The organism is Pseudomonas sp. YNh, assembly GCF_037993085.1.
In the GTDB taxonomy this organism is placed as follows: Bacteria; Pseudomonadota; Gammaproteobacteria; order Pseudomonadales; family Pseudomonadaceae; genus Aquipseudomonas; species Aquipseudomonas putida.
This window is the reverse complement of sequence record NZ_JBBMRJ010000045.1, coordinates 1-23,699: the sequence shown is the minus strand read 5'-3', so window position 1 is coordinate 23,699 and position 23,699 is coordinate 1. Positions and strand designations below refer to the sequence as shown.

28 protein-coding genes are annotated in these 23,699 nt (G+C 62.3%); 10 read left to right on the top strand and 18 right to left on the bottom strand.

Annotated features, from left to right (window positions below; genetic code table 11):
• Positions 1 to 90 precede the first annotated feature (90 nt).
• Positions 91 to 555, bottom strand: a complete 465-nt coding sequence (locus WF331_RS27665) for a TlpA disulfide reductase family protein (protein ID WP_016501122.1) — start codon at positions 553 to 555, stop codon at positions 91 to 93.
• A gap of 85 nt (positions 556 to 640) precedes the next feature.
• Between WF331_RS27665 and arsC the strand changes: the two genes are divergently transcribed.
• The 3 genes from arsC to WF331_RS27650 are packed head-to-tail and all read left to right on the top strand — an operon-like array spanning position 641 to position 2,002.
• The gene (arsC, locus tag WF331_RS27660) at positions 641 to 994 is read left to right on the top strand and encodes an arsenate reductase (glutaredoxin) (protein WP_016501123.1); all 354 of its coding nucleotides are present in this window, start codon (positions 641 to 643) and stop codon (positions 992 to 994) included.
• Positions 991 to 1,596 (top strand): NAD(P)H:quinone oxidoreductase, encoded by a 606-nt coding sequence (wrbA, locus tag WF331_RS27655; RefSeq protein ID WP_016501124.1) that lies wholly within the window; start codon positions 991 to 993, stop codon positions 1,594 to 1,596. The genes arsC and wrbA overlap by 4 nt, the downstream gene beginning before the upstream one ends.
• Positions 1,589 to 2,002 (top strand): DUF2069 domain-containing protein, encoded by a 414-nt coding sequence (locus WF331_RS27650; protein ID WP_016501125.1) that lies wholly within the window; start codon positions 1,589 to 1,591, stop codon positions 2,000 to 2,002. The genes wrbA and WF331_RS27650 overlap by 8 nt, the downstream gene beginning before the upstream one ends.
• A gap of 132 nt (positions 2,003 to 2,134) precedes the next feature.
• Here the strand turns inward: WF331_RS27650 and WF331_RS27645 are convergent, their stop codons facing one another.
• Both WF331_RS27645 and ttcA read right to left on the bottom strand, forming a co-directional pair.
• Complete coding sequence (locus WF331_RS27645) at positions 2,135 to 2,806, bottom strand: DNA-3-methyladenine glycosylase I (protein ID WP_016501126.1); 672 nt, start codon at positions 2,804 to 2,806, stop codon at positions 2,135 to 2,137.
• Between the two features lie 4 nt (positions 2,807 to 2,810).
• Positions 2,811 to 3,635: a tRNA 2-thiocytidine(32) synthetase TtcA gene (gene ttcA / locus WF331_RS27640; protein ID WP_016501127.1), complete on the bottom strand. Its 825-nt coding sequence runs from the start codon at positions 3,633 to 3,635 to the stop codon at positions 2,811 to 2,813.
• Between the two features lie 262 nt (positions 3,636 to 3,897).
• Here ttcA and WF331_RS27635 point away from each other — a divergent pair, with 262 nt between their 5' ends.
• Positions 3,898 to 4,497 carry a Yip1 family protein gene (locus WF331_RS27635; RefSeq protein WP_016501128.1) on the top strand — a complete coding sequence of 200 codons (600 nt, stop codon included), beginning with the start codon at positions 3,898 to 3,900 and terminating at the stop codon, positions 4,495 to 4,497.
• Positions 4,498 to 4,628: 131 nt separating this feature from the next.
• Positions 4,629 to 5,123: a SprT family zinc-dependent metalloprotease gene (locus WF331_RS27630; protein WP_016501129.1), complete on the top strand. Its 495-nt coding sequence runs from the start codon at positions 4,629 to 4,631 to the stop codon at positions 5,121 to 5,123.
• A 172-nt stretch (positions 5,124 to 5,295) separates the two neighbouring features.
• Here WF331_RS27630 and fpr read toward each other — a convergent pair whose 3' ends face one another.
• The gene (gene fpr / locus WF331_RS27625) at positions 5,296 to 6,075 is read right to left on the bottom strand and encodes a ferredoxin-NADP reductase (protein ID WP_016501130.1); all 780 of its coding nucleotides are present in this window, start codon (positions 6,073 to 6,075) and stop codon (positions 5,296 to 5,298) included.
• Between the two features lie 118 nt (positions 6,076 to 6,193).
• Here fpr and finR point away from each other — a divergent pair, with 118 nt between their 5' ends.
• Positions 6,194 to 7,120, top strand: coding sequence for a LysR family transcriptional regulator FinR (gene finR, locus WF331_RS27620; RefSeq protein ID WP_016501131.1), 927 nt, complete (start codon positions 6,194 to 6,196; stop codon positions 7,118 to 7,120).
• On the opposite strand, the gene WF331_RS27615 is transcribed toward finR, so the two are convergent.
• The 3 genes from WF331_RS27615 to WF331_RS27605 form a co-directional block, all read right to left on the bottom strand.
• Positions 7,117 to 7,482: a diacylglycerol kinase gene (locus WF331_RS27615; RefSeq protein WP_010952700.1), complete on the bottom strand. Its 366-nt coding sequence runs from the start codon at positions 7,480 to 7,482 to the stop codon at positions 7,117 to 7,119. The genes finR and WF331_RS27615 overlap by 4 nt on opposite strands.
• A 73-nt stretch (positions 7,483 to 7,555) precedes the next feature.
• Positions 7,556 to 8,206: a response regulator transcription factor ErdR gene (erdR, locus tag WF331_RS27610; protein WP_003252375.1), complete on the bottom strand. Its 651-nt coding sequence runs from the start codon at positions 8,204 to 8,206 to the stop codon at positions 7,556 to 7,558.
• A 177-nt stretch (positions 8,207 to 8,383) separates the two neighbouring features.
• The gene (locus WF331_RS27605; protein WP_016501134.1) at positions 8,384 to 9,094 is read right to left on the bottom strand and encodes a tRNA-uridine aminocarboxypropyltransferase; all 711 of its coding nucleotides are present in this window, start codon (positions 9,092 to 9,094) and stop codon (positions 8,384 to 8,386) included.
• Positions 9,095 to 9,312: 218 nt separating this feature from the next.
• On the opposite strand from WF331_RS27605, the gene WF331_RS27600 reads away from it, so the two are divergent.
• Entirely contained in the window at positions 9,313 to 9,732 is a 420-nt protein-coding gene (locus WF331_RS27600) for a quorum-sensing-regulated virulence factor family protein (protein WP_016501135.1), read from the top strand.
• Positions 9,733 to 9,747: 15 nt separating this feature from the next.
• On the opposite strand, the gene WF331_RS27595 is transcribed toward WF331_RS27600, so the two are convergent.
• Positions 9,748 to 9,957: a hypothetical protein gene (locus WF331_RS27595; protein ID WP_016501136.1), complete on the bottom strand. Its 210-nt coding sequence runs from the start codon at positions 9,955 to 9,957 to the stop codon at positions 9,748 to 9,750.
• Between the two features lie 160 nt (positions 9,958 to 10,117).
• Here WF331_RS27595 and WF331_RS27590 point away from each other — a divergent pair, with 160 nt between their 5' ends.
• Positions 10,118 to 11,236 carry an LOG family protein gene (locus tag WF331_RS27590; RefSeq protein ID WP_016501137.1) on the top strand — a complete coding sequence of 373 codons (1,119 nt, stop codon included), beginning with the start codon at positions 10,118 to 10,120 and terminating at the stop codon, positions 11,234 to 11,236.
• A 134-nt stretch (positions 11,237 to 11,370) separates the two neighbouring features.
• Here WF331_RS27590 and recX read toward each other — a convergent pair whose 3' ends face one another.
• From recX to WF331_RS27570, 4 genes are all read right to left on the bottom strand, one after another.
• Positions 11,371 to 11,841, bottom strand: a complete 471-nt coding sequence (gene recX, locus WF331_RS27585) for a recombination regulator RecX (RefSeq protein ID WP_016501138.1) — start codon at positions 11,839 to 11,841, stop codon at positions 11,371 to 11,373.
• Positions 11,842 to 11,861: 20 nt separating this feature from the next.
• Entirely contained in the window at positions 11,862 to 12,929 is a 1,068-nt protein-coding gene (recA, locus tag WF331_RS27580; RefSeq protein WP_016501139.1) for a recombinase RecA, read from the bottom strand.
• 103 nt (positions 12,930 to 13,032) lie between these two features.
• Entirely contained in the window at positions 13,033 to 13,515 is a 483-nt protein-coding gene (locus tag WF331_RS27575; RefSeq protein ID WP_229609814.1) for a CinA family protein, read from the bottom strand.
• A 54-nt stretch (positions 13,516 to 13,569) separates the two neighbouring features.
• Complete coding sequence (locus WF331_RS27570; protein WP_284400041.1) at positions 13,570 to 14,637, bottom strand: hypothetical protein; 1,068 nt, start codon at positions 14,635 to 14,637, stop codon at positions 13,570 to 13,572.
• Positions 14,638 to 14,824: 187 nt separating this feature from the next.
• On the opposite strand from WF331_RS27570, the gene mutS reads away from it, so the two are divergent.
• Together mutS and fdxA are read left to right on the top strand one after the other, a co-directional pair.
• On the top strand, positions 14,825 to 17,398 hold the full coding sequence (gene mutS, locus WF331_RS27565; protein WP_340623504.1) for a DNA mismatch repair protein MutS: 2,574 nt from the start codon (positions 14,825 to 14,827) through the stop codon (positions 17,396 to 17,398).
• A 140-nt stretch (positions 17,399 to 17,538) separates the two neighbouring features.
• Positions 17,539 to 17,862: a ferredoxin FdxA gene (fdxA, locus tag WF331_RS27560; protein WP_012270863.1), complete on the top strand. Its 324-nt coding sequence runs from the start codon at positions 17,539 to 17,541 to the stop codon at positions 17,860 to 17,862.
• Positions 17,863 to 18,390: 528 nt separating this feature from the next.
• On the opposite strand, the gene rpoS is transcribed toward fdxA, so the two are convergent.
• The 6 genes from rpoS to ispF form a co-directional block, all read right to left on the bottom strand.
• On the bottom strand, positions 18,391 to 19,398 hold the full coding sequence (gene rpoS, locus WF331_RS27555; protein ID WP_009686059.1) for an RNA polymerase sigma factor RpoS: 1,008 nt from the start codon (positions 19,396 to 19,398) through the stop codon (positions 18,391 to 18,393).
• Positions 19,399 to 19,506: 108 nt separating this feature from the next.
• On the bottom strand, positions 19,507 to 20,364 hold the full coding sequence (locus tag WF331_RS27550; RefSeq protein ID WP_016501143.1) for a peptidoglycan DD-metalloendopeptidase family protein: 858 nt from the start codon (positions 20,362 to 20,364) through the stop codon (positions 19,507 to 19,509).
• 239 nt (positions 20,365 to 20,603) lie between these two features.
• Positions 20,604 to 21,242 carry a protein-L-isoaspartate(D-aspartate) O-methyltransferase gene (locus WF331_RS27545; protein ID WP_015269209.1) on the bottom strand — a complete coding sequence of 213 codons (639 nt, stop codon included), beginning with the start codon at positions 21,240 to 21,242 and terminating at the stop codon, positions 20,604 to 20,606.
• Between the two features lie 35 nt (positions 21,243 to 21,277).
• A complete protein-coding gene (surE, locus tag WF331_RS27540; RefSeq protein WP_016501144.1) occupies positions 21,278 to 22,027 on the bottom strand; it encodes a 5'/3'-nucleotidase SurE in 750 nt (249 codons plus the stop codon).
• The gene (truD, locus tag WF331_RS27535) at positions 22,015 to 23,073 is read right to left on the bottom strand and encodes a tRNA pseudouridine(13) synthase TruD (protein WP_174370638.1); all 1,059 of its coding nucleotides are present in this window, start codon (positions 23,071 to 23,073) and stop codon (positions 22,015 to 22,017) included. Before truD ends, surE begins: the two co-directional genes overlap by 13 nt.
• Entirely contained in the window at positions 23,070 to 23,543 is a 474-nt protein-coding gene (gene ispF / locus WF331_RS27530; RefSeq protein ID WP_016501146.1) for a 2-C-methyl-D-erythritol 2,4-cyclodiphosphate synthase, read from the bottom strand. The genes truD and ispF overlap by 4 nt, the downstream gene beginning before the upstream one ends.
• Between the last annotated feature and the right edge of the window lie 156 nt (positions 23,544 to 23,699).

Genomic DNA, 23,699 nt, shown 5'->3' with positions numbered 1-23,699 from the left:
CTATGTTCAAAGCAGCTAGACAATGTAGGCGAGTCCATACATAGGAGCGGCCTTGTGCCGCGATGGGCCGCTAAAGCGGCCCCAACTGCATCAGGCGCCTTTCAGGGCCTTGATCTTGGCCTGCAGCCCTTCCAGGGTCTGCTCGCCCAGCAGCTGTTCGCGCACCTTGCCCTTGTCATCGATGATGTAGGTCACCGGCAGCGCCTCGCTACGCGGCAAGTCATAGCGCTCGGCCGGGTCCTGGGCCAGCACGGTAAAACCGATGCCCAGGGTTTCAGAGGCCTGTTTCAGGTCCTGCCCCTGCAAGCCATCGAAGTTCACCCCCACCACCTTGATGCCATCGGCCGCCCACTGCTTGGCCGCCGTGTTCAGCTCCGGGATTTCGGTACGGCACGGCCCGCACCATTCGGCCCAATAGTTGAGCACCAGCCAGTGCCCTTCGATCTGTTCGGCCTTAACCGTATTACCGTGCTGGTCCACGCCATAATCGGCACCGCAACCACCGAGCAACAGGCTCGCGGTGATGGCCAGTACTGCTGCCAGACGCCTTGCCATGGGTCAATCCTTCTCGAGTTTTAAAGCAAATGAGTCAGTCGCTGCGGTTAGAATAGCCGCCACACCCAGCTGGATGCGACCCGACATGACTGACCTGACGCTCTATCATAACCCGCGCTGCTCGAAATCCCGCGGCGCGCTGGAACTGCTCGAAGCCCGTGGCCTCGCCCCGACCATCGTGCGTTATCTGGAAACCCCGCCCGACGCAGCCACGCTCAAGGCCCTGCTCGCCAAGCTGGGCATCGCCCCGCGGGAGCTGTTGCGTACCGGCGAGGACGAATACAAAACGCTGAACCTCGCCGACCCGGCGCTGACCGACGCACAATTGATTGATGCCATGGCCCAGCACCCTAAACTGATCGAACGGCCGATTCTGGTCGCTGGTGACAAGGCCGTGGTCGGCCGCCCGCCGGAAAAAGTGCTGGAGATCCTGCCGTGAGCGCGCCCTACATCCTGGTGCTTTACTACAGCCGCCATGGCTCGACCAGCGAAATGGCCCGTCACATCGCCCGCGGAATCGAACTGGCCGGCATGGAGGCGCGCCTGCGCACAGTGCCTGCTATCTCTACCGAATGTGAAGCGGTGGCACCGGACATTCCGGCCAGTGGTGCGCTGTACGCCACCCTGGACGACCTTCGCCACTGCGCAGGCCTGGTACTGGGCAGCCCGACCCGCTTTGGCAACATGGCAGCGCCGCTGAAGTACTTCCTGGATGGCACCAGCAGCCTGTGGCTGGGCGGTGAACTGGTCGGCAAGCCGGCGGGCGTGTTCACCTCTACCGCCAGTTTGCACGGTGGCCAGGAAACCACCCTGCTGTCGATGATGTTGCCGTTGATGCACCACGGCATGCTGGTGATGGGCCTGCCGTACAGTGAGTCGGCCTTGCTGGAAACCCGCGGCGGCGGCACCCCTTACGGCGCCAGCCACCATGCGGGGGCCGATGGCAAGCGTGAGCTTGATCAGCACGAAATTGCCCTGTGCCGCGCTCTGGGACAACGCCTGGCGACCACGGCCAAGGCCCTGGAGGCCGCGCGTGGCTAAAAAGCCCAAGGTGTTGCCGCCGCTGGAATGGCTGGCACCGCGCCTGCGCCTGACACGGGCGTTGAGCCTGGCGTTTTTCTTCGGCCTGATCGGCCTGCTGCTGGTGAACAACCTGTGGTTCGCCAACCTGCACGGGGCGCGAGTCGGGGTGATTCTGGCAATCGAGCTGGTGCCACTGCTGCTGTTGTTGCCGGGCATGCTGACAGGCAGCGCCCGGGCACATGCCTGGGCCTGTTTCGTGGTGAATATCTATTTCATCAAGGGCGTGCTGGCGGCGTTCGACCCGGCGCGGGCGGTGTTTGGCTGGGTTGAAGTGCTGGCGAGCCTGGGGTTGTTCATTGCCGGGCTGCTGTATGTGCGCTGGAAGTTTCAGCATGAGCGGCGCATGGCGGGCGAAGGGAGTTGAGTTCGGGGGCTGCCCTGCAGCCCAATCGCTGGCAAGCCAGCTCCCACAAAGTCCTCACAGGTTCTGAATGCTGTGCAACACCTGTGGGAGCCTGGCTTGCCGGCGATGGGCCGCACAGCGGCCCCGACGATCTCAATGGTTGACGGTATGTGCCAGCATCACCGACAACTGGCACAGCGGCCGCCCACTTTCTTCATGCCACTGGTTGAACGCCTGTTGCACCAAGGCCAGGTCGCGTTGACTGGTCGGCTGCTTGTCGATCACCTTCTGTGCAATCAACGCCGCCGCCATGTCATCGGTAGGGATGAAGGTATCCTTGCCAACCATGCGCAAAAAGCGCGGCGCCGACAGCCCGCCCAGCTGGTTACCGTGCTTGGCCAGGTACTTCCACAAGCCGACAATGTCGGTCACCGGCCAGTCGGCGATGAAAGCGCCAAAGCTGCCCTTCTCCTTCGTCACGTCGAGGATCATCTGCGCATTGCGCGGTACGCTCCTGAGCTTGCCCAGGTGGCGGATGATGCGCTCGTCCTGCATCAGCCGCTCCAGGTGCTCGGCGCCCATCAGCACGACCTTCTCCGGGTCGAAGCCGAAAAACACCTGCTCGAATGCCGGCCACTTGGCATCCACCAGGCTGTGCTTGAGCCCCGCGCGGAACACGCGCAGGGCCAGGGTCGACAGGTAGCGGTCGTCGCTGATACCGCGCAGTTGCACAGCTGTGCGCGGTTGCGGCAGGAAGGCCTCCAGCGCCTGGGCCGAGCCAAAGCGGTTCAGGCAGTACTCATGCAGCCACTGGTAATCGCGCATGGGCTCAGATGTTCAGCACGTCGAGGAAACGCGGCGTGGCGTTTTCGTCGATCTTCAGGCCGATGAAGTCGAACAGGTTGCGGTCGGCCAGTTGCGACGGCGCCACGTTCTGCAGGGCACGGAAGATGCTCTCGGTACGGCCCGGGTGCTTGCGCTCCCACTCCACCAGCATGTCCTTGACCACCTGGCGCTGCAGGTTTTCCTGCGAGCCACACAGGTTGCACGGGATGATCGGGAATTCCTTCATGTCCGAGTAGGCCTGGATGTCCTTCTCGCTGCAGTAGGCCAGCGGGCGGATCACCACATTGCGGCCGTCGTCGGCCCGCAGCTTCGGCGGCATGCCCTTGAGCGCACCGTTGAAGAACATGTTGAGGAAGAAGGTTTCGACGATATCGTCGCGGTGGTGCCCCAGCGCCATCTTGGTCGCGCCGATTTCGTCGGCGAAGGTGTACAGGGTGCCACGGCGCAGGCGCGAGCACAGGGAACACGTGGTCTTGCCCTCGGGTACCAGCTCCTTGACCACCGAGTAGGTGTCCTTCTCGACGATGTGGTACTCGACGCCCAGCTCTTTGAGGTAGGCCGGCAGCACGTGCTCAGGGAAGCCTGGCTGCTTCTGGTCCATGTTCACCGCGACGATCTCGAACTTGATCGGTGCCACCTTCTGCAGGTGCAACAGAACGTCGAGCATGGTGTAGCTGTCCTTGCCGCCAGACAGGCAGACCATGACCTTGTCGCCATCCTCGATCATGTTGAAGTCGGTGATGGCTTCGCCGGCGAGACGACGCAGGCGTTTTTGCAGTTTGTTCTGGTTGACCGAGAGGGTGCCCATAGCGCTTGGATCCGCGAGGTGTGACAAAAGCCGGCTATTTTACGCACAAACGCAGCATCGCTGTAGGCATTCCGATAAAGACTTCGATGTAATCAACAGGCCCCCTGACAGCGCAATTTGCTCTAAAAAGCACGGTTCGTGCCGGTAACCGCTTCCTATACTGCGACATAAGGCCACATTACCGCTTGCATCGGTGTTCGGGCCTCGGGCCGCTTGCGCTCCATCTGGGGGGCGTTTGGCAACATTGAGAGGAGTGATCGGCATGATTCATCACGTTGTGGGGCTGTTTACCCATCCCGATCAGGAATGGCGGGAAATTCGTGGCGAAGAAGAAACCATCAGCCACATGTACCTGACGCACACCTTGATCCTGGCGGCGATCCCTGCCGTTTCCGCATTCATCGGCACTACCCAGGTGGGCTGGGTAATCGGTGACCGGCCAGCCGTGATGCTCACCATGGAAAGCGCCATCTGGATGAGCATCATGTCGTACCTGGCCATGCTCGGCGGTGTGGCGGTAATGGGCGCGTTCATCCACTGGATGGCCCGCACCTACGATGCCAATCCGTCCATGGCGCAGTGCATCGCCTTTGCCACCTACACCGCCACACCGTTGTTCATCGGCGGCTTGGCGGCGCTGTACCCGCACCTTTGGCTGGGCATGCTGATCGGCACTGCTGCTATCTGCTACACGGTGTACCTGCTGTACGTCGGCTTGCCGACGTTCATGAATATACCGTCCGACGAAGGCTTCCTGTTCTCCAGCTCGGTGCTGGCAGTGGGCCTTGTGGTACTGGTGGCGATCATGGCTGCCACGGTAATTATCTGGGGACTGGGCGTGGGGCCCGTCTACACCAACTAGAACACACTCAACCAACACTGGGGCATCAACCAGGGGCCGCCGCAAGGCGGCCTCTGGCTGTGCGCAGACCGGTGGCACGGCAGGCCGCCGATGCTTGCGGCATAATGCCCGGTCAGGAGAACCGCCCCACCATGCCCGAGCTGCTCAAACAACGCGTCGAAACCTGTTACCAGCAAGCCGAAACCTTTTTCAAACGCCCCTTCCCGCGCCCGGAAGTCAGCTTCAAGCTGCGCGGGCAAAAAGCCGGCGTCGCCCACCTGCACGAGAACCTGCTGCGCTTCAACCTGCAGCTTTACCGGGAAAACCAGGAAGACTTCCTGCGCCAGACCGTTGCCCACGAAGTGGCGCACCTGGTGGCCCACCAGTTGTTTGGCGACCGCATCCAGGCCCATGGCGAAGAGTGGCAATTGATCATGCGCGGGGTGTATGAGCTGCCACCCAACCGTTGCCACAACTATGAAGTGCAACGGCGCGTGGTAACCCGCTACATCTACCGCTGCCCTTGCCCGCAGGGTGATTTCCCGTTTACCGCACAGCGGCACAAGCTGGTGCGCCAGGGGCGGCGGTACCTGTGCAAACGCTGCCGGGAGATTCTGGTGTACAGCGGCGAGACTCGCGTCGAATAGGGGTCGGCCTCATCGCCGGCAAGCCAGATCCCACAGGTACTGCACAGTTCCTGAACCCTGTGCAGAACCTGTGGGAGCGGGCGAGCCCGCGAAAAGGCCGGCACAAGCAATGCAAAAATCATCGGCACAAGAAAGGCGACCCGGGGGTCGCCTTCTAGTACCAGCCTGCGTCTTACTTCTCGACGAAGGCACGCTCGATCAGGTAGTCACCCGGCTCGCGCATGCGGGCGGAGACTTTCAGGCCGAAGCTGTCCAGCACTTCGCTGGTCTCGTCGAGCATGCTCGGGCTGCCGCAGATCATCGCACGGTCGTCCTGCGGGTTGATCGGTGGCAGGCCGATGTCGCTGAACAGCTTGCCGCTGCGCATCAGGTCGGTCAGGCGACCCTGGTTTTCGAAAGGCTCGCGGGTCACGGTCGGGTAGTAGATCAGCTTGTCGCGGACCGACTCACCGAAGAACTCGTTCTGCGGCAGGTGCTCGGTGATGAACTCGCGATAGGCCACTTCGTTCACGTAACGCACGCCGTGTACCAGGATCACTTTTTCGAAGCGCTCGTAGGTTTCCGGGTCCTGGATGACGCTCATGAACGGCGCCAGGCCAGTGCCGGTGCTCAGCAGGTACAGGTGCTTGCCCGGGTTCAGGTCGTCGAGCACCAAGGTACCAGTAGGCTTCTTGCTGATGATGATCTCATCGCCTTCCTTCAGGTGCTGCAGCTGCGAGGTCAGCGGGCCGTCAGGCACCTTGATGCTGAAGAACTCCAGGTGCTCTTCCCAGTTCGGCGAGGCGATGGAATAGGCACGCATGAGCGGACGGCCGCTTTCCTGCTGCAGGCCGATCATCACGAACTGACCGTTCTCGAAGCGCAGCCCCGGGTCGCGGGTGCACTTGAAGCTGAACAGGGTGTCGTTCCAGTGGTGCACACTGAGGACACGTTCGTGGTTCATGTTGCTCATCGATGGGGCTCCTGAAGAAAAACGCGGCGCGCAAAACGCGCAGTTGCGCGATAGTTTAGGGGCAGCGACAATATCTGTTAACTGGATTATCAAGATATGTGTTATCGGTTATATCGATATGCGATTCACACTCCGTCAACTGCAAGTCTTCGTCGCCGTCGCACAGCACCAAAGCGTCTCCCGGGCCGCTAGCCTGCTGGCGTTGTCGCAGTCGGCCGCCAGCACTTCCATCACCGAACTGGAGCGGCAATCGAGCTGCCAGCTGTTCGACCGTGCCGGCAAGCGCCTGGCGCTCAACGCCCTGGGCCATCAACTGTTGCCACAGGCGGTGGCCCTGCTCGACCAGGCCAAGGAAATCGAAGACCTGCTTAACGGCAAGTCCGGTTTCGGTTCGCTGGCGGTCGGCGCCACGTTGACCATCGGCAACTACCTGGCCACCCTGCTGATCGGCAGCTTCATGCAGACCCACCCGGAAAGCCAGGTCAAGCTGCATGTACAGAACACAGTGCATATCGTGCAACAGGTCGCGCACTACGAAATTGATCTGGGTCTAATCGAAGGTGACTGCAACCACCCCGACCTGGAAGTGCAGCCGTGGGTCGAGGACGAACTGGTGGTGTTCTGCGCGCCGCAGCATCCACTGGCCAAGCCGGGCCGGGCTGATATCGAAAGCCTGTCGCAAGAGGCGTGGATATTACGCGAGCAAGGCTCAGGCACGCGCCTGACCTTCGACCAGGCCATGCGCCACCACCGCGCCAACCTCAACATCCGCCTGGAGCTGGAACACACTGAAGCAATCAAACGCGCGGTGGAGTCGGGCCTGGGGATTGGCTGCATTTCGCGCTTGGCCCTGCGGGACGCCTTCCGCCGGGGAAGCCTGGTACCGGTGGAAACCCCGGAACTGGACCTGATGCGCCAGTTCTATTTCATCTGGCACAAACAAAAGTACCAGACCTCGGCCATGCGCGAATTTCTGGAACTGTGCCGCAACTTCACCGCGGGCTATACCCGCAGTGATGAAATCGTGCTGCCGCCGATCGCTTAAAGCAGGATCACGCCCCACACCAGCGCCACCATGGTCAGTGCCACCAGTTGCGCGGCGCTGCCCATGTCCTTGGCGTTTTTCGACAGCGGGTGGCGCTCCAGCGAGATACGGTCGATGGCCGCCTCCACCGCCGAGTTGAACAGCTCGACGATCAGCCCCAACAGGCACACCGCAATCATGATCGCCCGCTCGGCACGGCTGACCGGCAGCCAGAAGGCAATCGGGATCAGCAGCACGTTAAGCAGCACCAGCTGGCGGAATGCGGCCTCACCCTTGAAGGCGGCACGCAGGCCATCCAGCGAGTAGCCGGCGGCGTTGAAGATACGTTTCAGGCCGGTCTGGCCCTTGAATGGCGATGTCATGTGAGTCACTTCACAACAGAAAGGCCAGCAGACTAGACCGGCTCGGGTCAAAAAAGCGTGAAGCCACGCGCAGTCAGTTGCTGGCAACCGATTCAAGTTGTTGCAGCAGCAGCGCGGCCTGGGTGCGGGTACGCACGCCCAGCTTGCGGAATATTGCGGTCACGTGGGCCTTGATCGTGGCCTCGGAGACACTCAGTTCATACGCGATCTGCTTGTTCAGCAGGCCTTCGCAGACCATGGTCAGCACGCGGAACTGCTGCGGCGTGAGGCTGGCCAGCCCCTCGCTTGCGGCCTTGGCCTCGGCCGAGACATCGACCTTTTCGAACGCCTGCGGCGGCCACCAGACCTCGCCATCGAGCACCTTGCGCACGGCATCCTGGATCACTTCGAGGGTGCTGGACTTGGGAATGAAGCCACTGGCGCCAAACTCGCGGGACTTGACCACCACCGCGGCCTCCTCCTGTGCCGACACCATCACCACAGGGATCTGCGGGTATTGCCCGCGCAGCAGTACCAGCCCGGAAAAACCATAAGCACCCGGCATGTTCAAGTCCAGCAGCACCAGGTCCCAGTCGGCTTTTTCGCTCAGGCGGGTTTCCAGTTCGGCAATGCTCGCGACTTCGACCAGGCGCACATCCGGGCCCAGGCCGAGGGTAACGGCCTGGCGCAGGGCGCCACGAAACAACGGGTGGTCATCGGCAATCAGGATTTCGTAAGTGGCCATCGATCTAAGGATCCTGTTCTATGCCAGACGCTCGGGGAAGAGAAGCGCCCGGCGGGGAATCGGCGCCAAGGATGTCGAGCACGGTCAAGGGTGGTCAAGCCATTCGCCCTGCCGTCTCGCCCCCCCTGGCTGCCAGCCCCGTCATTATGAACCAAAGCAGGGGTTGTGCCCCTTGGACTATAGGAAGGTATGCAAACGCTGATGGGTGTCGTCCTGATCATCCAGCGGCAGGCGCCGCTTGCCGCTCAGGTAATGCAGGCTGAACACATCCAGGTAGGCATCCAGCGCCTGCGAGGCCTGGCTGTCGCCGGCCAGGTCCAGGCACATGGCTGCGACCTCTGCCGTGCAGAAGTGATCGTCGCGCTTGGAGCGCCGCAGGCGATAGCGCGACATCTGCTCGGCCTGCAGGCTCAACACCGGAAAGCGGTCCAGGTACGGGCTTTTGCGGAACATCTTGCGGGCTTCGGTCCAGGTGGCATCCAGCAGGATGAACAGCGGGCGCTTGCCCGGCTCGCGCACCACCTCGCTGACTACCCGCTGCTCGGCCACGAACTCACCGGGGAAGACGATATAGGGCTGCCAGCGCGGGTCGTCCAGCAGGGCCAGCAAGCGCTCGTCGACCGAGGTGCGCTGCCAGCCGAAGGCCCAGGTGTCTTCGATCAGGTCGGCAATAAGCCAGCCGGTGTTGGTGGGCTTCAACGGTTCGGTGTCATGCATCAGCAGGCACACACCAGACTCGGCCTGCACCCGAGGCTTCCAGGCACACAGGCAATGGGTGGCGATGACCCGGCAATCCGCGCAGCGCTCGGCACGCGAGCCACGGGCGATGAAAGGCTTGTTGCTGCGGGCCAGGCGTTCGGCGCGCAGCCGCGCTACCGCGTGGCTCATGCCGGCAGGCCTCTGGACAGGTAGGAAATGGGCACAAGGATGACTCGGAAAAAACAAGACGCCCAGTTTAGCAGAACAGGGGCCATTTACTGTGCAGCTGGCGAGGTGCCCCTTATAATCGACGCTTACCGTGCCCGAACCTCGCGCTCGCGCGACTTTCACGGAACGCCGTCGACCGGCGCATGTCAAAGCGCCAGTCATCGAACCAGGAGAGATTCATGCTGCGCCTTATCGTCCCCGCCCTGAGCCTGCTACTCGCTCTGCCCCTGGCAGCCCAGGCAGCCTCCAAGCAGGATTACGACCTGAACAGGACATTGCAGAAGGTTGCCAAAGAAAGCAGCGTCGGTACCCCGCGCGCGATCAACGAGGACATCCTCGACCAAGGCTACACCGTGGAAGGCAAGGCACTGGTCAACCACCTGAGCGTACGCCAGAGCCACGCCGAGCGCATGCAGGCCAATCCCGCGCAGGTACGCAGCCAGCTGGGCGACAGCGTGTGCCGCAACAGCGGCTTTCGCAACCTGATGTCCAAGGGCGCGGTCATGGTCTATCGCTTCACGGTGTACAAGACCAACCAGCCGATCATGGACCAGGCATTCGACAGTGCCAGCTGCGTGGCCGGCAACAAGAAGAAGTAACAGCAGCCGTTCAAGCTATACCTTTTCGTCCTCGCGGGCGCGCCAGCGCCCTTCGGCCGCATCGGCGCGCATCTCGGCCAATAACGCCTGCAAGTAGCGCGACTGGCACTCCAGCCCCGCCAACCTGCGGCAGCACTCGTCCTCAAGGCTCAAGTGATGCACCTGAGCCGCACTTTCCAGCTGCTGATAGAGCTGCCGGTCAATCTCGATGATCAAGCGATGCATACCGCCACCTCCTGCATCGATACGTTTCGCTTTACCAGTTAACCAAACCCCTGCTGCCGGTGGCCACATACCGACGGGCGGCTGCGCCAAACAGCCCGGCACGATCCTGCGCAAGGGTCTAGATTGAGGTCAGAGGTATTGGTGCAGAAGGAGACGTTGCATGCCTTACCAAGCGAATGAACTGCTGTTCAGCCACTTCCGTGACAACAACATCGACCTGAGCAACATCGACGCACAACTTCAACTGGTAGCCCCCGACAGCCCCAACCTGCCGCTGTACCGCGACATGATGCTGACCGTCCTGCGCATGGCCCATGACGACAGCGACCGCTGGAGTGCCAAGATCACCCTGCAGGCGCTGCGCGAACTGGACCAATCGTTCCGCACCCTGCAGCGCTACAAGGGCCGGCGCAAGGTGACCGTGTTCGGCTCGGCACGCACCCCGCTGGAGCACCCGATGTACGCCCTGGCCCGCGAGTTGGGCGCTACCCTGGCGCGCTCCGACCTGATGGTCATCACCGGTGCCGGCGGCGGCATCATGGCTGCCGCCCACGAAGGCGCTGGCAGCGACCACAGCCTGGGTTTCAACATCACCCTGCCCTTCGAGCAACACGCTAACCCCACCGTGGGCGGCACCGACAAGCTGCTGCCCTTCCATTTCTTCTTTATCCGCAAGCTGTTCTTCGTCAAGGAGGCCGATGGCCTGGTGCTGTGCCCGGGCGGCTTCGGCACCCTGGACGAAGCGCTCGAAGTGCTGACGCTGATCCAGACCGGCAAGAGCCCGTTGGTGCCGGTGGTGCTACTGGACTCGCCCGGCGGCAGCTTCTGGCGCGACTGCCTGGACTTCATCAGCCGCCAGCTGGAAGAAAACCGCTACATCCTGCCCAGCGACCTGAAGCTGGTGCGCCTGGTGCACAGTGCCGATGAGGCCGTGGAGGAAATCAACCAGTTCTACAGCAACTACCACTCCAGCCGCTGGCTGAAGAACCAGTTCGTGATCCGCATGCACCACCCGCTCAGCGAAGCAGCGCTGTTTGATATTCAGGAAGGCTTTGCCGACTTGCGTCTGAGTGGCAAGTATCACCAGCAAGCGGATAGCAGTGCCGAACATGAAGTGGGCAACTTCAACCATTTGACCCGGCTGTCATTCGCCTTCAATGGCCGCGACCAGGGCCGGCTGCGCGAGCTGGTGGATTTCATCAACTTGCCGGAAAACTGGGCCAAGCCTCAGCCAATGCATACCACGCAGCGGGCCAGGGAGGCGTTGAAGGTGAGCTGATGCCGCTTGAGATTCGCTTGCTGCACTGTACCTATGGAGCGGGCGAGCCCGCTCCCACATGGATTGCGTCAGCTTTCTGATTTCAAGTCAGACCTTAAACCATGCGAGACCGCCTACAACTGCAGATCTGGTGGTCAGTAATCGTCGAGATCACGTCCACTGAGCAGGCGGCCGATCATGTCCATGGGGAAACCCCGGTAAGCCAGAAAACGGGTTTGCTGGGCACGGCTGCGCGGATCCTGCGGGTGCTGCCCGGCAAACTTGCGCTGCCACACATCACGCATGCGCTCGCGCCAGTCCACCTCGCTCTCGCGCAATGCCTGCTCGATATCAGCACGCGCCAAACCACGCTGGCCCAGCTCCTCACGAATACGCGAAGGGCCATAGCCAGCGCTGGAACGGTACCTGATGAAGCTTTCGAGGTAGCGGGCTTCGCAAAGCAGCCCTTCTTCGGCGAGCCGGTCGAGCTCAGGCTCGATCAGCTCATCCGAAGCGCCACGCTGACGCAACTTGCGCGTCAGCTCGACGCGACCGTGCTCACGTCGCGCGAGCAGGTCCATGGCTGTCCGCCGAATGGCGACGGGGGTGTCGAGTACGGCGGACATATTGGCTATCTACCGCGCAATCAATAACCGGCTTCGGCGTCAGCCACATCGTCGGCGCTGGCATCAACGGCGGCAGCTTTGTTGGCTTCAGCGGCAGCACCGGCTTTCAGCAGCTTCTCACGAATCTGCTTCTCGATCTCGGTACCAATAGCCGGGTTCTCGGCCAAGTATTTGGCAGCGTTGGCTTTGCCCTGACCGATCTTGTTGCCCTGGTAGGCGTACCAGGCACCCGACTTCTCAATCAGGCCTTGGGACACACCCAGGTCAATGATCTCGCCATTACGGTAAATACCTTTGCCGTACAGAATCTGGAACTCGGCCTGACGGAAAGGCGGCGAAACCTTGTTCTTGACGATCTTGACGCGGGTTTCGCTACCGACCACCTCGTCGCCTTCCTTGACCGCACCGGTGCGGCGGATGTCCAGACGCACCGAGGCGTAGAACTTCAGGGCGTTACCACCGGTGGTGGTTTCCGGGCTGCCGAACATCACGCCGATCTTCATACGGATCTGGTTGATGAAGATGACCAGGCAGTTGGCGTTCTTGATGTTACCGGTGATCTTGCGCAGGGCCTGGGACATCAGGCGAGCCTGCAGGCCCACGTGCATGTCACCCATTTCGCCTTCGATCTCGGCCTTGGGTACCAGCGCGGCCACGGAGTCGACGATGATCACGTCAACGGCGTTGGAGCGCACCAGCATGTCGGTGATTTCCAGGGCCTGTTCGCCGGTGTCCGGCTGCGAGACCAGCAGGTCGTCGACGTTGACGCCCAGCTTGCCGGCGTACTCAGGGTCGAGGGCGTGTTCGGCATCGACGAAGGCGCAGGTGGCACCGCTTTTCTGGGCTTCGGCGATGACCGACAGGGTCAGCGTGGTCTTACCCGACGATTCCGGGCCATAGATCTCGACGATACGGCCTTTTGGCAGGCCGCCAATGCCGAGGGCAATATCCAGGCCCAGGGAGCCGGTGGAGATGGCCGGAATGCCTTGGCGCTCCTGGTCACCCATGCGCATGACTGCGCCTTTGCCGAATTGGCGTTCGATCTGACCCAGGGCCGCAGCCAAGGCGCGTTTCTTGTTGTCGTCCATTGAAATCCTCACGTGTTCGACTTGGCCCTGATGGCCGGAATACCTGTATAAGTAGCCAGTATTATTCCACAGGCAGGCGCTCGCGCAAACCCCTGTCGTCGATTTACTCGGCACCAAGCTGTAACAAGCCGTCTAACGCGGCGCTCACCGTCTGTCGGCGCACCGCTTCGCGGTCACCCTCGAACTGGCGGCGCTCGCTGAACACCCGGTTGCCGTCACCCCAGGCCAGCCATACGGTACCTACCGGTTTGGCTGGCGAACCACCGTCTGGCCCGGCCACGCCGCTCACCGCCACGGCAAAGCGCGCGCCGCTGGCGGCCTGGGCACCGCGTACCATGGCTTCGACCACTTCCTGGCTGACTGCGCCCACCTGGCCGAACAAGGCCTCGGGCACGCCCAACAGGCGGGCTTTCTGGGCGTTGGAATATGTCACGTAGCCAACCTCGAACCAGGCCGAGCTGCCAGGTATACGGGTGATGGCTTCGGCAATGCCACCGCCGGTGCAGGATTCGGCGGTAGCCACCTGTGCATTGAAACGGCGCAGGTGTTCACCCAGGCGGGTGGCAAGTGTGGTGATCGGGTCCATGTCGGGCTCCTGGAAGGCTAATCTCTACCCTATCACCCTGTCGCGGCCCCTGGCTCAGGAAACCTTCAGGCTCTCCCGGGCCATTTCGCTGAACGCACGCTGGTCAAGCCGCCCCAGGCGCGGCAGCCCTGCCGGCCATTCCTGGTTCCAGTCGATACCACCTTGCTTGCGCATGTCATCAATCGCCGAACGCCACCAGATCACCTTGCAGGCACGCTGGTAGTCGTCGCCGCTCATCACACTGCCGTACAGCAGCTTGCGGCCAATGCCACGCAGCTCCCGAGGCACACGCTTGAGGCTCCACTTCACCGAAAGCCGCGCCAGCCACGAAGGAACAGGGCGATGTGCCGGCACCTTGAGGGCCAGCCTTGGCATCTGTGGATGGAAGCCTTCGCCGTGCCTGGCGAAGAAAATTTCCAGGATGGCATGCACGTACTGCTTCATCGCGAAGTAATGGCTGATCACGCCACGCGCTTCATTGACCTGCGCCCCATGCAACTCGAAAGAAAAGGCGATCTGTTCGATGGTGTGCAGGTCATCGGTATAAGGTGTCCAGGCATCGATCCGCGGGATGGCGCGTTCGGCAATGCCTACATTGCAGCGGGTGAAACCCATGACCCCGCTGTTGCACAGCCGCAAATCATCAGCCGGTGCATTTCCTGCCTCGTCGAGCCCTGCGCTGAAGCGAAGGTAGTCGCTGTGGCGCGAAGCTTCGGCCCAGCTCTTTTCCACTTCATCGACCAGAAACTGCCCGGCATCGACCTGGCTAAACAGCTTCAGCGGCGATTGCAGGAACACCGTATCGGTATCGATGAACACGGTCTTGTCCGCCCATTGCCCGGCCTGGGCAATGGCGCAGGCCTTGCGCCGGTGGGTGTAGCCGCCGTCACCGGTCCAGGCCTGCAGGGTCTGCTCGTCCAGGGTGATCACTTCCACCGGCCAGCCGACAAAGGCCTGTGGCTGGTCGGTAAGCACACGGATCACCGGTAGCTCTGCCGGCTTGCAGCGCGCCACGGCGGTGAGGATGCTGAGTTTGGCCTCCAGCTGATAGATACGGCGCTCGCCGTACAGGAGGTAGATCAGCTGTTGCTTTACATGAGGGACAGGGCTGGACACATTCATCGTGCAGGTCACGGCTACAGGCGTTCGTCAAGGAGCGCGCATTCTAGAGGGTAACGCCGCGCAGCTCCACCATTGCCCACCAGGCTACGCGCACACGCCCCGAAGCCTGCGCCTGCATCGCAACAAAAAAGCCTGTACCATTGCGGGTTTACCATCGCCAACCAGATCACCCGCTGTAAGGCCCTGAATGTCAGATCTTTCCGCACACACCCCGATGATGCAGCAGTACTGGAAGCTGAAGAACCAGCACCCGGACCAGCTGATGTTCTACCGCATGGGCGACTTCTACGAAATCTTCTACGAAGATGCGAAGAAGGCCGCGAAACTGCTGGACATCACCTTGACCGCGCGCGGTCAGTCGGCCGGCCAGTCCATCCCCATGTGCGGGATTCCGTTCCATTCGCTGGAAGGCTACCTGGCCAAGCTGGTCAAGCTGGGCGAATCGGTGGTGATCTGCGAACAGATTGGCGACCCGGCCACCAGCAAGGGCCCGGTGGAGCGCCAGGTGGTGCGCATCATCACCCCAGGCACGGTCAGCGACGAGGCGCTGCTGGACGAGCGTCGCGACAACCTGATTGCCGCGCTGCTTGGTGACGAACGCCTGTTCGGCCTGGCCGTGCTGGACATCACCAGCGGCAATTTCAGCGTGCAGGAAATCAAAGGCTGGGAGAACCTGCTGGCCGAGCTTGAGCGCCTCAACCCGGTCGAGCTGCTGATCCCTGACGACTGGCCACGCGACCTGCCCGCCGAAAAACGCCCGGGCGCCCGCCGCCGTGCGCCGTGGGACTTCGACCGCGATTCGGCGCGCAAGGCCCTGTGCCAGCAGTTCGCGACCAAGGACCTCAAGGGCTTTGGCTGCGACAAGCTGACCCTGGCCATCGGCGCCGCCGGCTGCCTGCTGACCTACGCCAAGGAAACCCAGCGCACCGCCCTGCCGCACCTGCGCAGCCTGCGCCACGAACGCCTGGACGACACGGTCATCCTCGATGGCGCCAGCCGTCGCAACCTGGAGCTGGACGTCAACCTGGCGGGCGGGCGTGACAACACCCTGCAATCGGTGGTCGACCGCTGCCAGACTGCCATGGCCAGCCGCTTGCTGAGCCGGTGGCTGAACCGCCCGTTGCGCGACCTCAAGGTATTGCAGGCACGCCAGGACTCGATCCGCTGCCTGCTCGACAGCTACAGCTTCGAGAAGCTGCAGCCGCAGCTGAAAGAAATTGGCGACATCGAGCGGATCCTCGCCCGAATCGGCCTGCGCAATGCCCGCCCTCGCGACCTGGCGCGCCTGCGCGATGCATTGGGTGCCTTGCCCGAACTGCACAATGCCATGAGCGAGCTGGAGGCGCCGCACCTTGCGCGCCTGGCGGCCATTACCGGCACCTATCCGGAGCTGGCCAGCCTGCTGGAGCGGGCGATCATCGACAACCCGCCAGCGGTGATCCGCGACGGCGGCGTACTCAAGACCGGCTATGACAACGAGCTGGACGAGCTGCTGGCGATCAGCGAGAACGCCGGCCAGTTCCTGATAGACCTGGAAACCCGTGAAAAGGCCCGCACCGGCCTTGCCAACCTCAAGGTCGGCTACAACCGCGTGCACGGCTACTTCATCGAGCTGCCGACCAAGCAGGCCGAGCAGGCGCCGGGCGACTACATCCGCCGTCAGACCCTCAAGGGCGCCGAGCGCTTCATCACCCCCGAGCTGAAAGTGTTCGAGGACAAGGCGCTGTCGGCCAAGAGCCGCGCCCTGGCCCGTGAGAAGATGCTCTACGACGCCCTGCTGGAAACCCTGATCAGCCACTTGGCGCCGCTGCAAGACAGCGCCGCCGCCCTGGCCGAACTGGATGTGCTCAGCAACCTGGCCGAACGTGCGCTGAACCTCGACCTGAACTGCCCGCGCTTCGTCGACGAGCCGTGCCTGCGTATCGAGCAAGGCCGCCACCCGGTCGTGGAGCAGGTACTGACCACGCCGTTCGTGGCCAACGACCTGGGCCTGGACAACAGCACGCGCATGCTGATCATCACCGGCCCGAACATGGGCGGTAAGTCCACTTACATGCGCCAGACCGCCCTGATCGTGCTGCTGGCGCACATCGGCAGCTTCGTGCCGGCGGCCAGCTGCGAACTGTCGCTGGTCGACCGCATCTTCACCCGCATCGGCTCCAGCGACGATCTGGCCGGCGGGCGTTCGACCTTCATGGTCGAGATGAGCGAAACCGCCAACATCCTGCACAACGCGACCGACCGCAGCCTGGTGCTGATGGACGAAGTGGGCCGCGGCACCAGTACGTTCGACGGCCTGTCGCTGGCGTGGGCTGCCGCCGAGCGCCTGGCCCAGTTGCGCGCCTATACCCTGTTCGCCACCCACTACTTCGAGCTCACCGTGCTGCCGGAGAATGAGCCGCTGGTGGCCAACGTGCACCTGAATGCAACCGAGCACAACGAGCGCATCGTGTTCCTGCACCATGTACTGCCTGGCCCTGCCAGCCAGAGCTACGGCCTGGCCGTGGCGCAACTGGCTGGGGTGCCGGGGGTCGTGATCCAGCGTGCTCGCGAACACCTGGCGCGCCTGGAAACCACCAGCCTGCCGCATGAACACGCCCCGGCCGAAAAGGCCAGGGATGTGCCACAAGTACCGCACCAGAGCGATCTGTTCGCCAGCCTGCCACACCCGGCCATCGAGAAGCTGGGCAAGCTGCAGCTGGACGACATGACCCCGCGCCAAGCTATCGAAATGCTATATCAACTAAAGAACCTGTTATAACGGCGCCCACTACAAGCTGGTAGAATCCGCCGCGGTTTGCTGGTGCTGCAGGTTATTAGCCTGGCCTGCAGCCACATACCTGTAAACCGCGCGGCCCTGAGAGGAAGGGCCGCCGCCGTCGCCTGAGGAGAGAACTAGAAATGACCTTCGTCGTCACCGACAACTGCATCAAATGCAAATACACCGACTGCGTGGAAGTCTGTCCGGTGGACTGCTTCTACGAAGGCCCGAACTTCCTGGTCATTCACCCGGACGAGTGCATCGATTGCGCGCTGTGCGAACCGGAATGCCCGGCGCAAGCCATCTTCTCGGAAGACGAAATCCCTGCCGGGATGGAGAACTTCATCGAGCTGAACGCCGAACTGGCGGAAGTCTGGCCAAACATCACCGAGCGCAAGGATGCCCTGCCTGACGCTGAAGAGTGGGACGGCAAGACTGGCAAGATTGCAGACCTGGAGCGCTGATAGCGCCCGGACACGAAAAAGGCCCCTCGGGGCCTTTTTTGTTTTTCTGCAGACAAAAAAAAGGGGCGGTTTGACCCGCCCACATTTTTTTCCGTAGTCCCTGCTTGTCCCAAACATCTTCCTGATGAAATCGCTTCTTGCGATGTCCTTGGCCTTCGTCCTGAATGCCTGTGCATGTCCCTGTGCACAGTTCGAATACTAGCGGGTTCAGCCGGGCGGGCAAGCGCGAGACCTCACAAGGTATTGCAGGGAACACATTTCCTCACAACCGAATAAGCCATGCTTTTCAATGGGTTGTAAAAATACAGGGGCTGAAAACGACAATGATTTACTGCGACTTGCATAGATAGCTTACAAAACAAGTAAGAAAAGGCTTACACGCAATGTTACTGGGGTAGCGCAGTACACATTGGATATCTGTTTTACCCGGCAGATTTTGGGGCTGCAAAGCAGCGCCCCCGACATTCTCAAATGACACACACAAAAACGCCCCGAGGTCATCGGGGCGTTTTGTGTGACAGGCCTTCGCTACTGGAACAGCGACTCGCTGGACAGGCCGTTCTTCTCAAGGATCTCTCGCAAGCGCTTGAGCCCCTCGACCTGGATCTGCCGTACCCGTTCCCGGGTCAAGCCAATCTCCAGGCCTACGTCCTCCAGGGTGCTGCTCTCATGCCCACGCAGGCCAAAGCGACGCACTACCACTTCCCGCTGTTTGTCAGTCAGCTCGCCCAGCCACTGGTCGATGCTCTGCGACAGGTCGTCATCCTGCAGCAGTTCGCACGGGTCGGTGGGGCGGTCGTCGGTCAAGGTGTCGAGCAGGGTCTTGTCCGAGTCCGGGCCAAGCGACACGTCCACGGAAGACACCCGCTCGTTCAGGCCCAGCATGCGCTTGACCTCGGCGACCGGTTTCTCCAGCAGCGTGGCGATTTCTTCCGGGGAGGGTTCGTGGTCGAGTTTCTGGGTCAGCTCGCGTGCGGCGCGCAAGTAGACGTTCAGTTCCTTGACCACGTGGATGGGGAGGCGGATGGTGCGGGTCTGGTTCATGATCGCCCGTTCGATGGTCTGGCGAATCCACCAGGTCGCATAGGTCGAGAAACGGAAACCACGCTCCGGGTCGAACTTCTCGACCGCACGGATCAACCCCAGGTTGCCCTCCTCGATCAGGTCGAGCAGCGACAGGCCGCGGTTCACGTAACGACGGGCAATTTTTACAACCAGGCGCAGGTTGCTTTCGATCATGCGCTTGCGGCCAGCGGGATCGCCCTTCTGCGACAGGCGCGCAAAGTGCACTTCTTCTTCAGGCGAAAGCAGCGGCGAGAAGCCGATCTCGTTGAGATACAACTGGGTGGCATCTAGCGCCCGGGTGTAATCGATGTACTTGTGCTGCTTGAGCGAAGAGCCCGACTTGGCCCTCGTCCGAACCGAAGATACAGCAGGTTCGTCTGACACCACATCCGTTTCCAAAACGATGCCCGTCTCCATCAGGAGGACGTCATCGTCGATGTCAAACTCCGGCACTTCTTTACTGAGAGCCATTGTTATAGTCCTTTGCTGAGTTCGAACTCAGACTCGAGCGGCACCTTGATCCCTGGCAGCGCTGGAGCCTGTCCCCTCTACATCACAGGAACAGGCCGGGTACAACGATCAACGGCGTGGCAGGAACTGGAGTGGATCGACGGGTTTGCCCTGGCGGCGAATCTCAAAATGCAGCTTCACCCGATCTGTGCCCGTAGACCCCATTTCAGCAATCGACTGCCCTGCCTTGACCTGCTGCCCCTCCCGAACCAACAGCCTGCGGTTATGACCGTAGGCACTGACGTAGGTATCGCTGTGTTTGATGATGATCAGCTCGCCGTAGCCCCTCAAACCACTCCCGGCGTAAACCACCGCACCATCAGACGCAGCAAAAACAGGCTGTCCCAAATCACCGGCGATATCAATGCCTTTATTCAAACTACCGTTTGAAGCAAATTTTCCAATCAGCACGCCGTTGGCAGGCCAGGTCCAGCCGCCTACCGCGCGCTCCGCAGCGGGCACGGTGGCAACCACTGGCGAGCTGGTGGAGGGTGTCGGCGTGGCCGGTTTGCCGGTGCTGGCAGGCACCGTGGCAGTGCTGCCCACAGGCCGCCGCGTGACCGTGGTGCGGCTCGACGAGGACGGGTTGGTCACCACCGTGGTACTGCTGCTCGAACCACTGCTGAAACGAATCGCCTGGCCCGGGCGGATGGTATAAGGCGCCGGGATACCGTTGCGCGCAGCCAGCTCCTTGTAGTCCCAGCCATAGCGGAAGGCGATGGAGAACAGCGTGTCACCCGGCTTGACGACGTACTGCCCGGACGTTACCGCCGGGCGCTTGGGCACGCTGTTGTTGCGGTCGACCACCCGCGCGCTGGTGTTACTGGTGCTCGAACAACCCACCAGTAGCGTGCCCATGGCCAGTGCAATCACCAGAAGCTTGAAACCCGACCCATCCTTGCGCTGCCGAATGACTGTGTGACCCACCCGCGCTCCCCTCATGGTGCCGAAATACGATATGAAGACAAGAAATGCAATATTGTTGCAATTATAACCAAGCCGGCCAGTAATGGCAGGCTGATGCAAAAAGCTGTAGCAAAGCCACGGTGCGCGCTGCGTGCTAGCGCTTCGCTCCGCCAGATAGACAGGGCGAAGCTGCAAGAATTCGCCGCCGGCGCAAAAATACCGCGCAGCTCACACCGCCAGCGCCCGACTCGACGCAGTGCTCAGGCCAGCGGGCCATTGAGCAGCGGTACGAAGCGCACTGCCCCCAGCACTCGGCGGGAGAATCCATGCTCCTCGCGCACGATCAGCATCAGTTGCTGGGTTTCGCCGGCCGGCCCCACCGGGATCACCATGCGGCCACCAGGTGCCAGTTGGTCAAGCAGTGCCTGCGGCACTTCCGGCGCCACTGCCGTGACGATGATGCCGTTGTACGGCGCCAGCGCCGGCCAGCCTTCGCAACCATCGCCCCAGCGGAATACCACGTTGCGCAGGTTCAGCTCCACCAGGCGCTCTTTGGCCCGGTCCTGCAGCACCTTGATACGCTCGACCGAGAATACCCGCTCCACCAGCTGGGCAAGGATCGCCGTCTGGTAACCCGAGCCAGTGCCGATCTCCAGCACTTTGTCCAACGGACCGGCTTCGAGCAGAAGCTCGCTCATGTGGGCAACCATGAAGGGCTGGGAGATGGTCTGGTTGTGGCCGATCGGCAACGCGGTGTCTTCGTATGCACGATGCGCGAGTGCCTCGTCGACGAACAGATGACGCGGGGTACGCCGGATCACGTCGAGCACCTTGGTGTTCGACACACCCTCTTCGCACAGGCGCTGGATCAGACGCTCCCGGGTACGCTGGGAGGTCATGCCGATGCCACGCCGCAGCATATCGTCCTCGCGCATCAGAGCACGCCCTCCAGCCAACCGTCGAGCTGCTCGAAGGCATCATTGAAGGTACGGTCGAGCTGCAGCGGCGTGATCGAGACGAAGCCTTGCATCACCGCATGAAAGTCGGTGCCAGGGCCGCCATCTTCGGCATCACCGGCCACGGCGATCCAGTAGCCTTCCTTGCCGCGCGGGTTGACCACCTTGGTCGGTGCCGCCGCCCGCGCCCGGTGACCGAGGCGGGTGAGCTGGATGCCACGGATGTGCTCCAGCGGCAGGTTGGGGATATTGACGTTGAGGACGGTGCGTGGCGGCAGCACCAGACGCGACTGTGCCTCGACCAGGCGACGGGCGATGTAGGCCGCCGTCGGCAGGTTGTCCGGCTGACGCGACAACAGCGAAAACGCCAGTGATGTGGTGCCCAGGAAACGGCCTTCCAACGCAGCGGCGACCGTACCGGAGTACAACACGTCATCACCCAGGTTGGCACCGAGGTTGATCCCCGACACGACCATGTCCGGCACCTGCGGCAACAGCCCATTGAGCCCCAGGTGCACACAGTCGGTCGGTGTGCCGTTGAGGCTGATGAAGCCGTTGGCCAGGGTCTGCGGGTGCAGTGGCCGGTCCAGCGTCAGTGAACTGCTGGCGCCGCTCTTGTCTTGATCCGGGGCGATCACCGCGCACTCGGCATAATCCGCCAGCGCAGCGTGCAGCGCGGCGAGGCCGGGTGCGGTAACACCGTCGTCGTTCGAAATCAGAATACGCATGGGCTGTCCGTCTGCCCTGCCGACACCAGATCCAAGACTTCGCGCACCACTACGGTGGCGAAGCATCCGGCCGGCAGGACGAATTCCAGTTGCAGGATATCAGGCTCGGGATAATGCCATGTCAGGCCGCCAATAGGGAGCCGCAAAATACGCCGTTCGTGATCCATGCCCGCCTGGGCCAACCACTGGCAAAGTGCCGGCTGCCGTGCGCCGACGGCATTTTCCAGCTGCGCGGTGGTGGCGCCTGCTGGCGAGTCGCCCTCGCCCCACATCGGGCCGGTCGGGTGCAGGTCGAGAATCGCCAGGCGTGGGTCGGCGCATTCCGCCTCGCCAGCCGGGAAGAAGCTACGGCTATCGGTGAACGCCAGCAGGTCGCCGACCTGGGCCTGGGCCCAGCTACCTTCGGCGACACGTGCCGCCAGCACCTGGTTGAACAGGTAGCTGCGCCCGGCCGAAAGCAGCCGCGAACGCACGTTGCGCTGCTCGGGTAATGCCTTGCGCGCGGCCCAGTCGAGGGCGTCATGGACGTTGCCCCCGCCGTGACCGAAGCGCTGGGTGCCGAAATAGTTGGGCACACCGTGCTGCTTGAGCTGTGCCAGGCGTGCATCCACAGCCTGGTGGTCGGCAGCCAGGGCCGTCAGGCGCAGGGTGAAGCCGTTGGCCGAATGCGCGCCACGCTGCAGCTTGCGCTGGTGGCGCACCTGCTTGAGCACGCGCAGGCTGGCATCTTCAGCGCGCGACAGGTCCGGGTCGGCCTTGCCCGGCAGGTGCAGGCTGAACCACTGGCGGGTCAGGGCCTGACGGTCCTTGAGCCCGGCGTAGCTGATCGAACGCACCGGCACGCCTGCGGCGCGCGCCAGGCGGCGGGCAGCCTCTTCGGTGTTCAGGTCACGCTTTTCGACCCACAGCCACAGGTGCTCGCCTTGGCCGGACAGCGGAATGTCCAGCACTTCATCGACCTGGAAGTCTTCAGCCACCGCCTTGAGGACAGCAGTGCCCAAGGGTTCGCCCGATGCGCGCGGGCCCAGCAGTTCCAGTTCGGTCATGCCGGCAGCAGCAGGGCGACCGAATGCACGGCAATCCCCTCCTCACGGCCGGTGAAGCCCAGCTTTTCAGTGGTGGTGGCCTTGACGTTGACCTGGTCGAGTTCGACCTGCAGGTCTTCGGCGATGAGTTGGCGCATGGTCTCGATGTGCGGGGCCATCTTCGGCGCCTGGGCGACGATGGTGGCGTCGACATTGCCGACCTTCCAGCCCTTGGCCTTGACGATGCCGACTACATGGCGCAGCAGCACGCGGCTGTCGGCACCCTTGAATTGTGGGTCGGTGTCGGGGAAGTGCTTGCCGATATCGCCCAGCGCTGCGGCGCCCAGCAGGGCATCGCTCAGGGCGTGCAGCAGCACGTCGCCGTCGGAATGGGCCAGCAGGCCGTATTTGTGGGGGATACGCACCCCGCCCAGGGTAATGAAATCACCGTCGCAGAAACGGTGCACATCGTAGCCATGGCCAATACGCATAGAAAAACGCCCTGAATGAGTCAGGGCGTGATTCTACCTGCTTTGCAGGGGATTTGTGGGATTGGGGCTGCTGTGCAGCCCTTCGCGGGCACGCCCGCTTGTATGGTTAGACTTGAAGGGGTGGTGGGACTAAATGCCCGATTCTGACTGTTCACA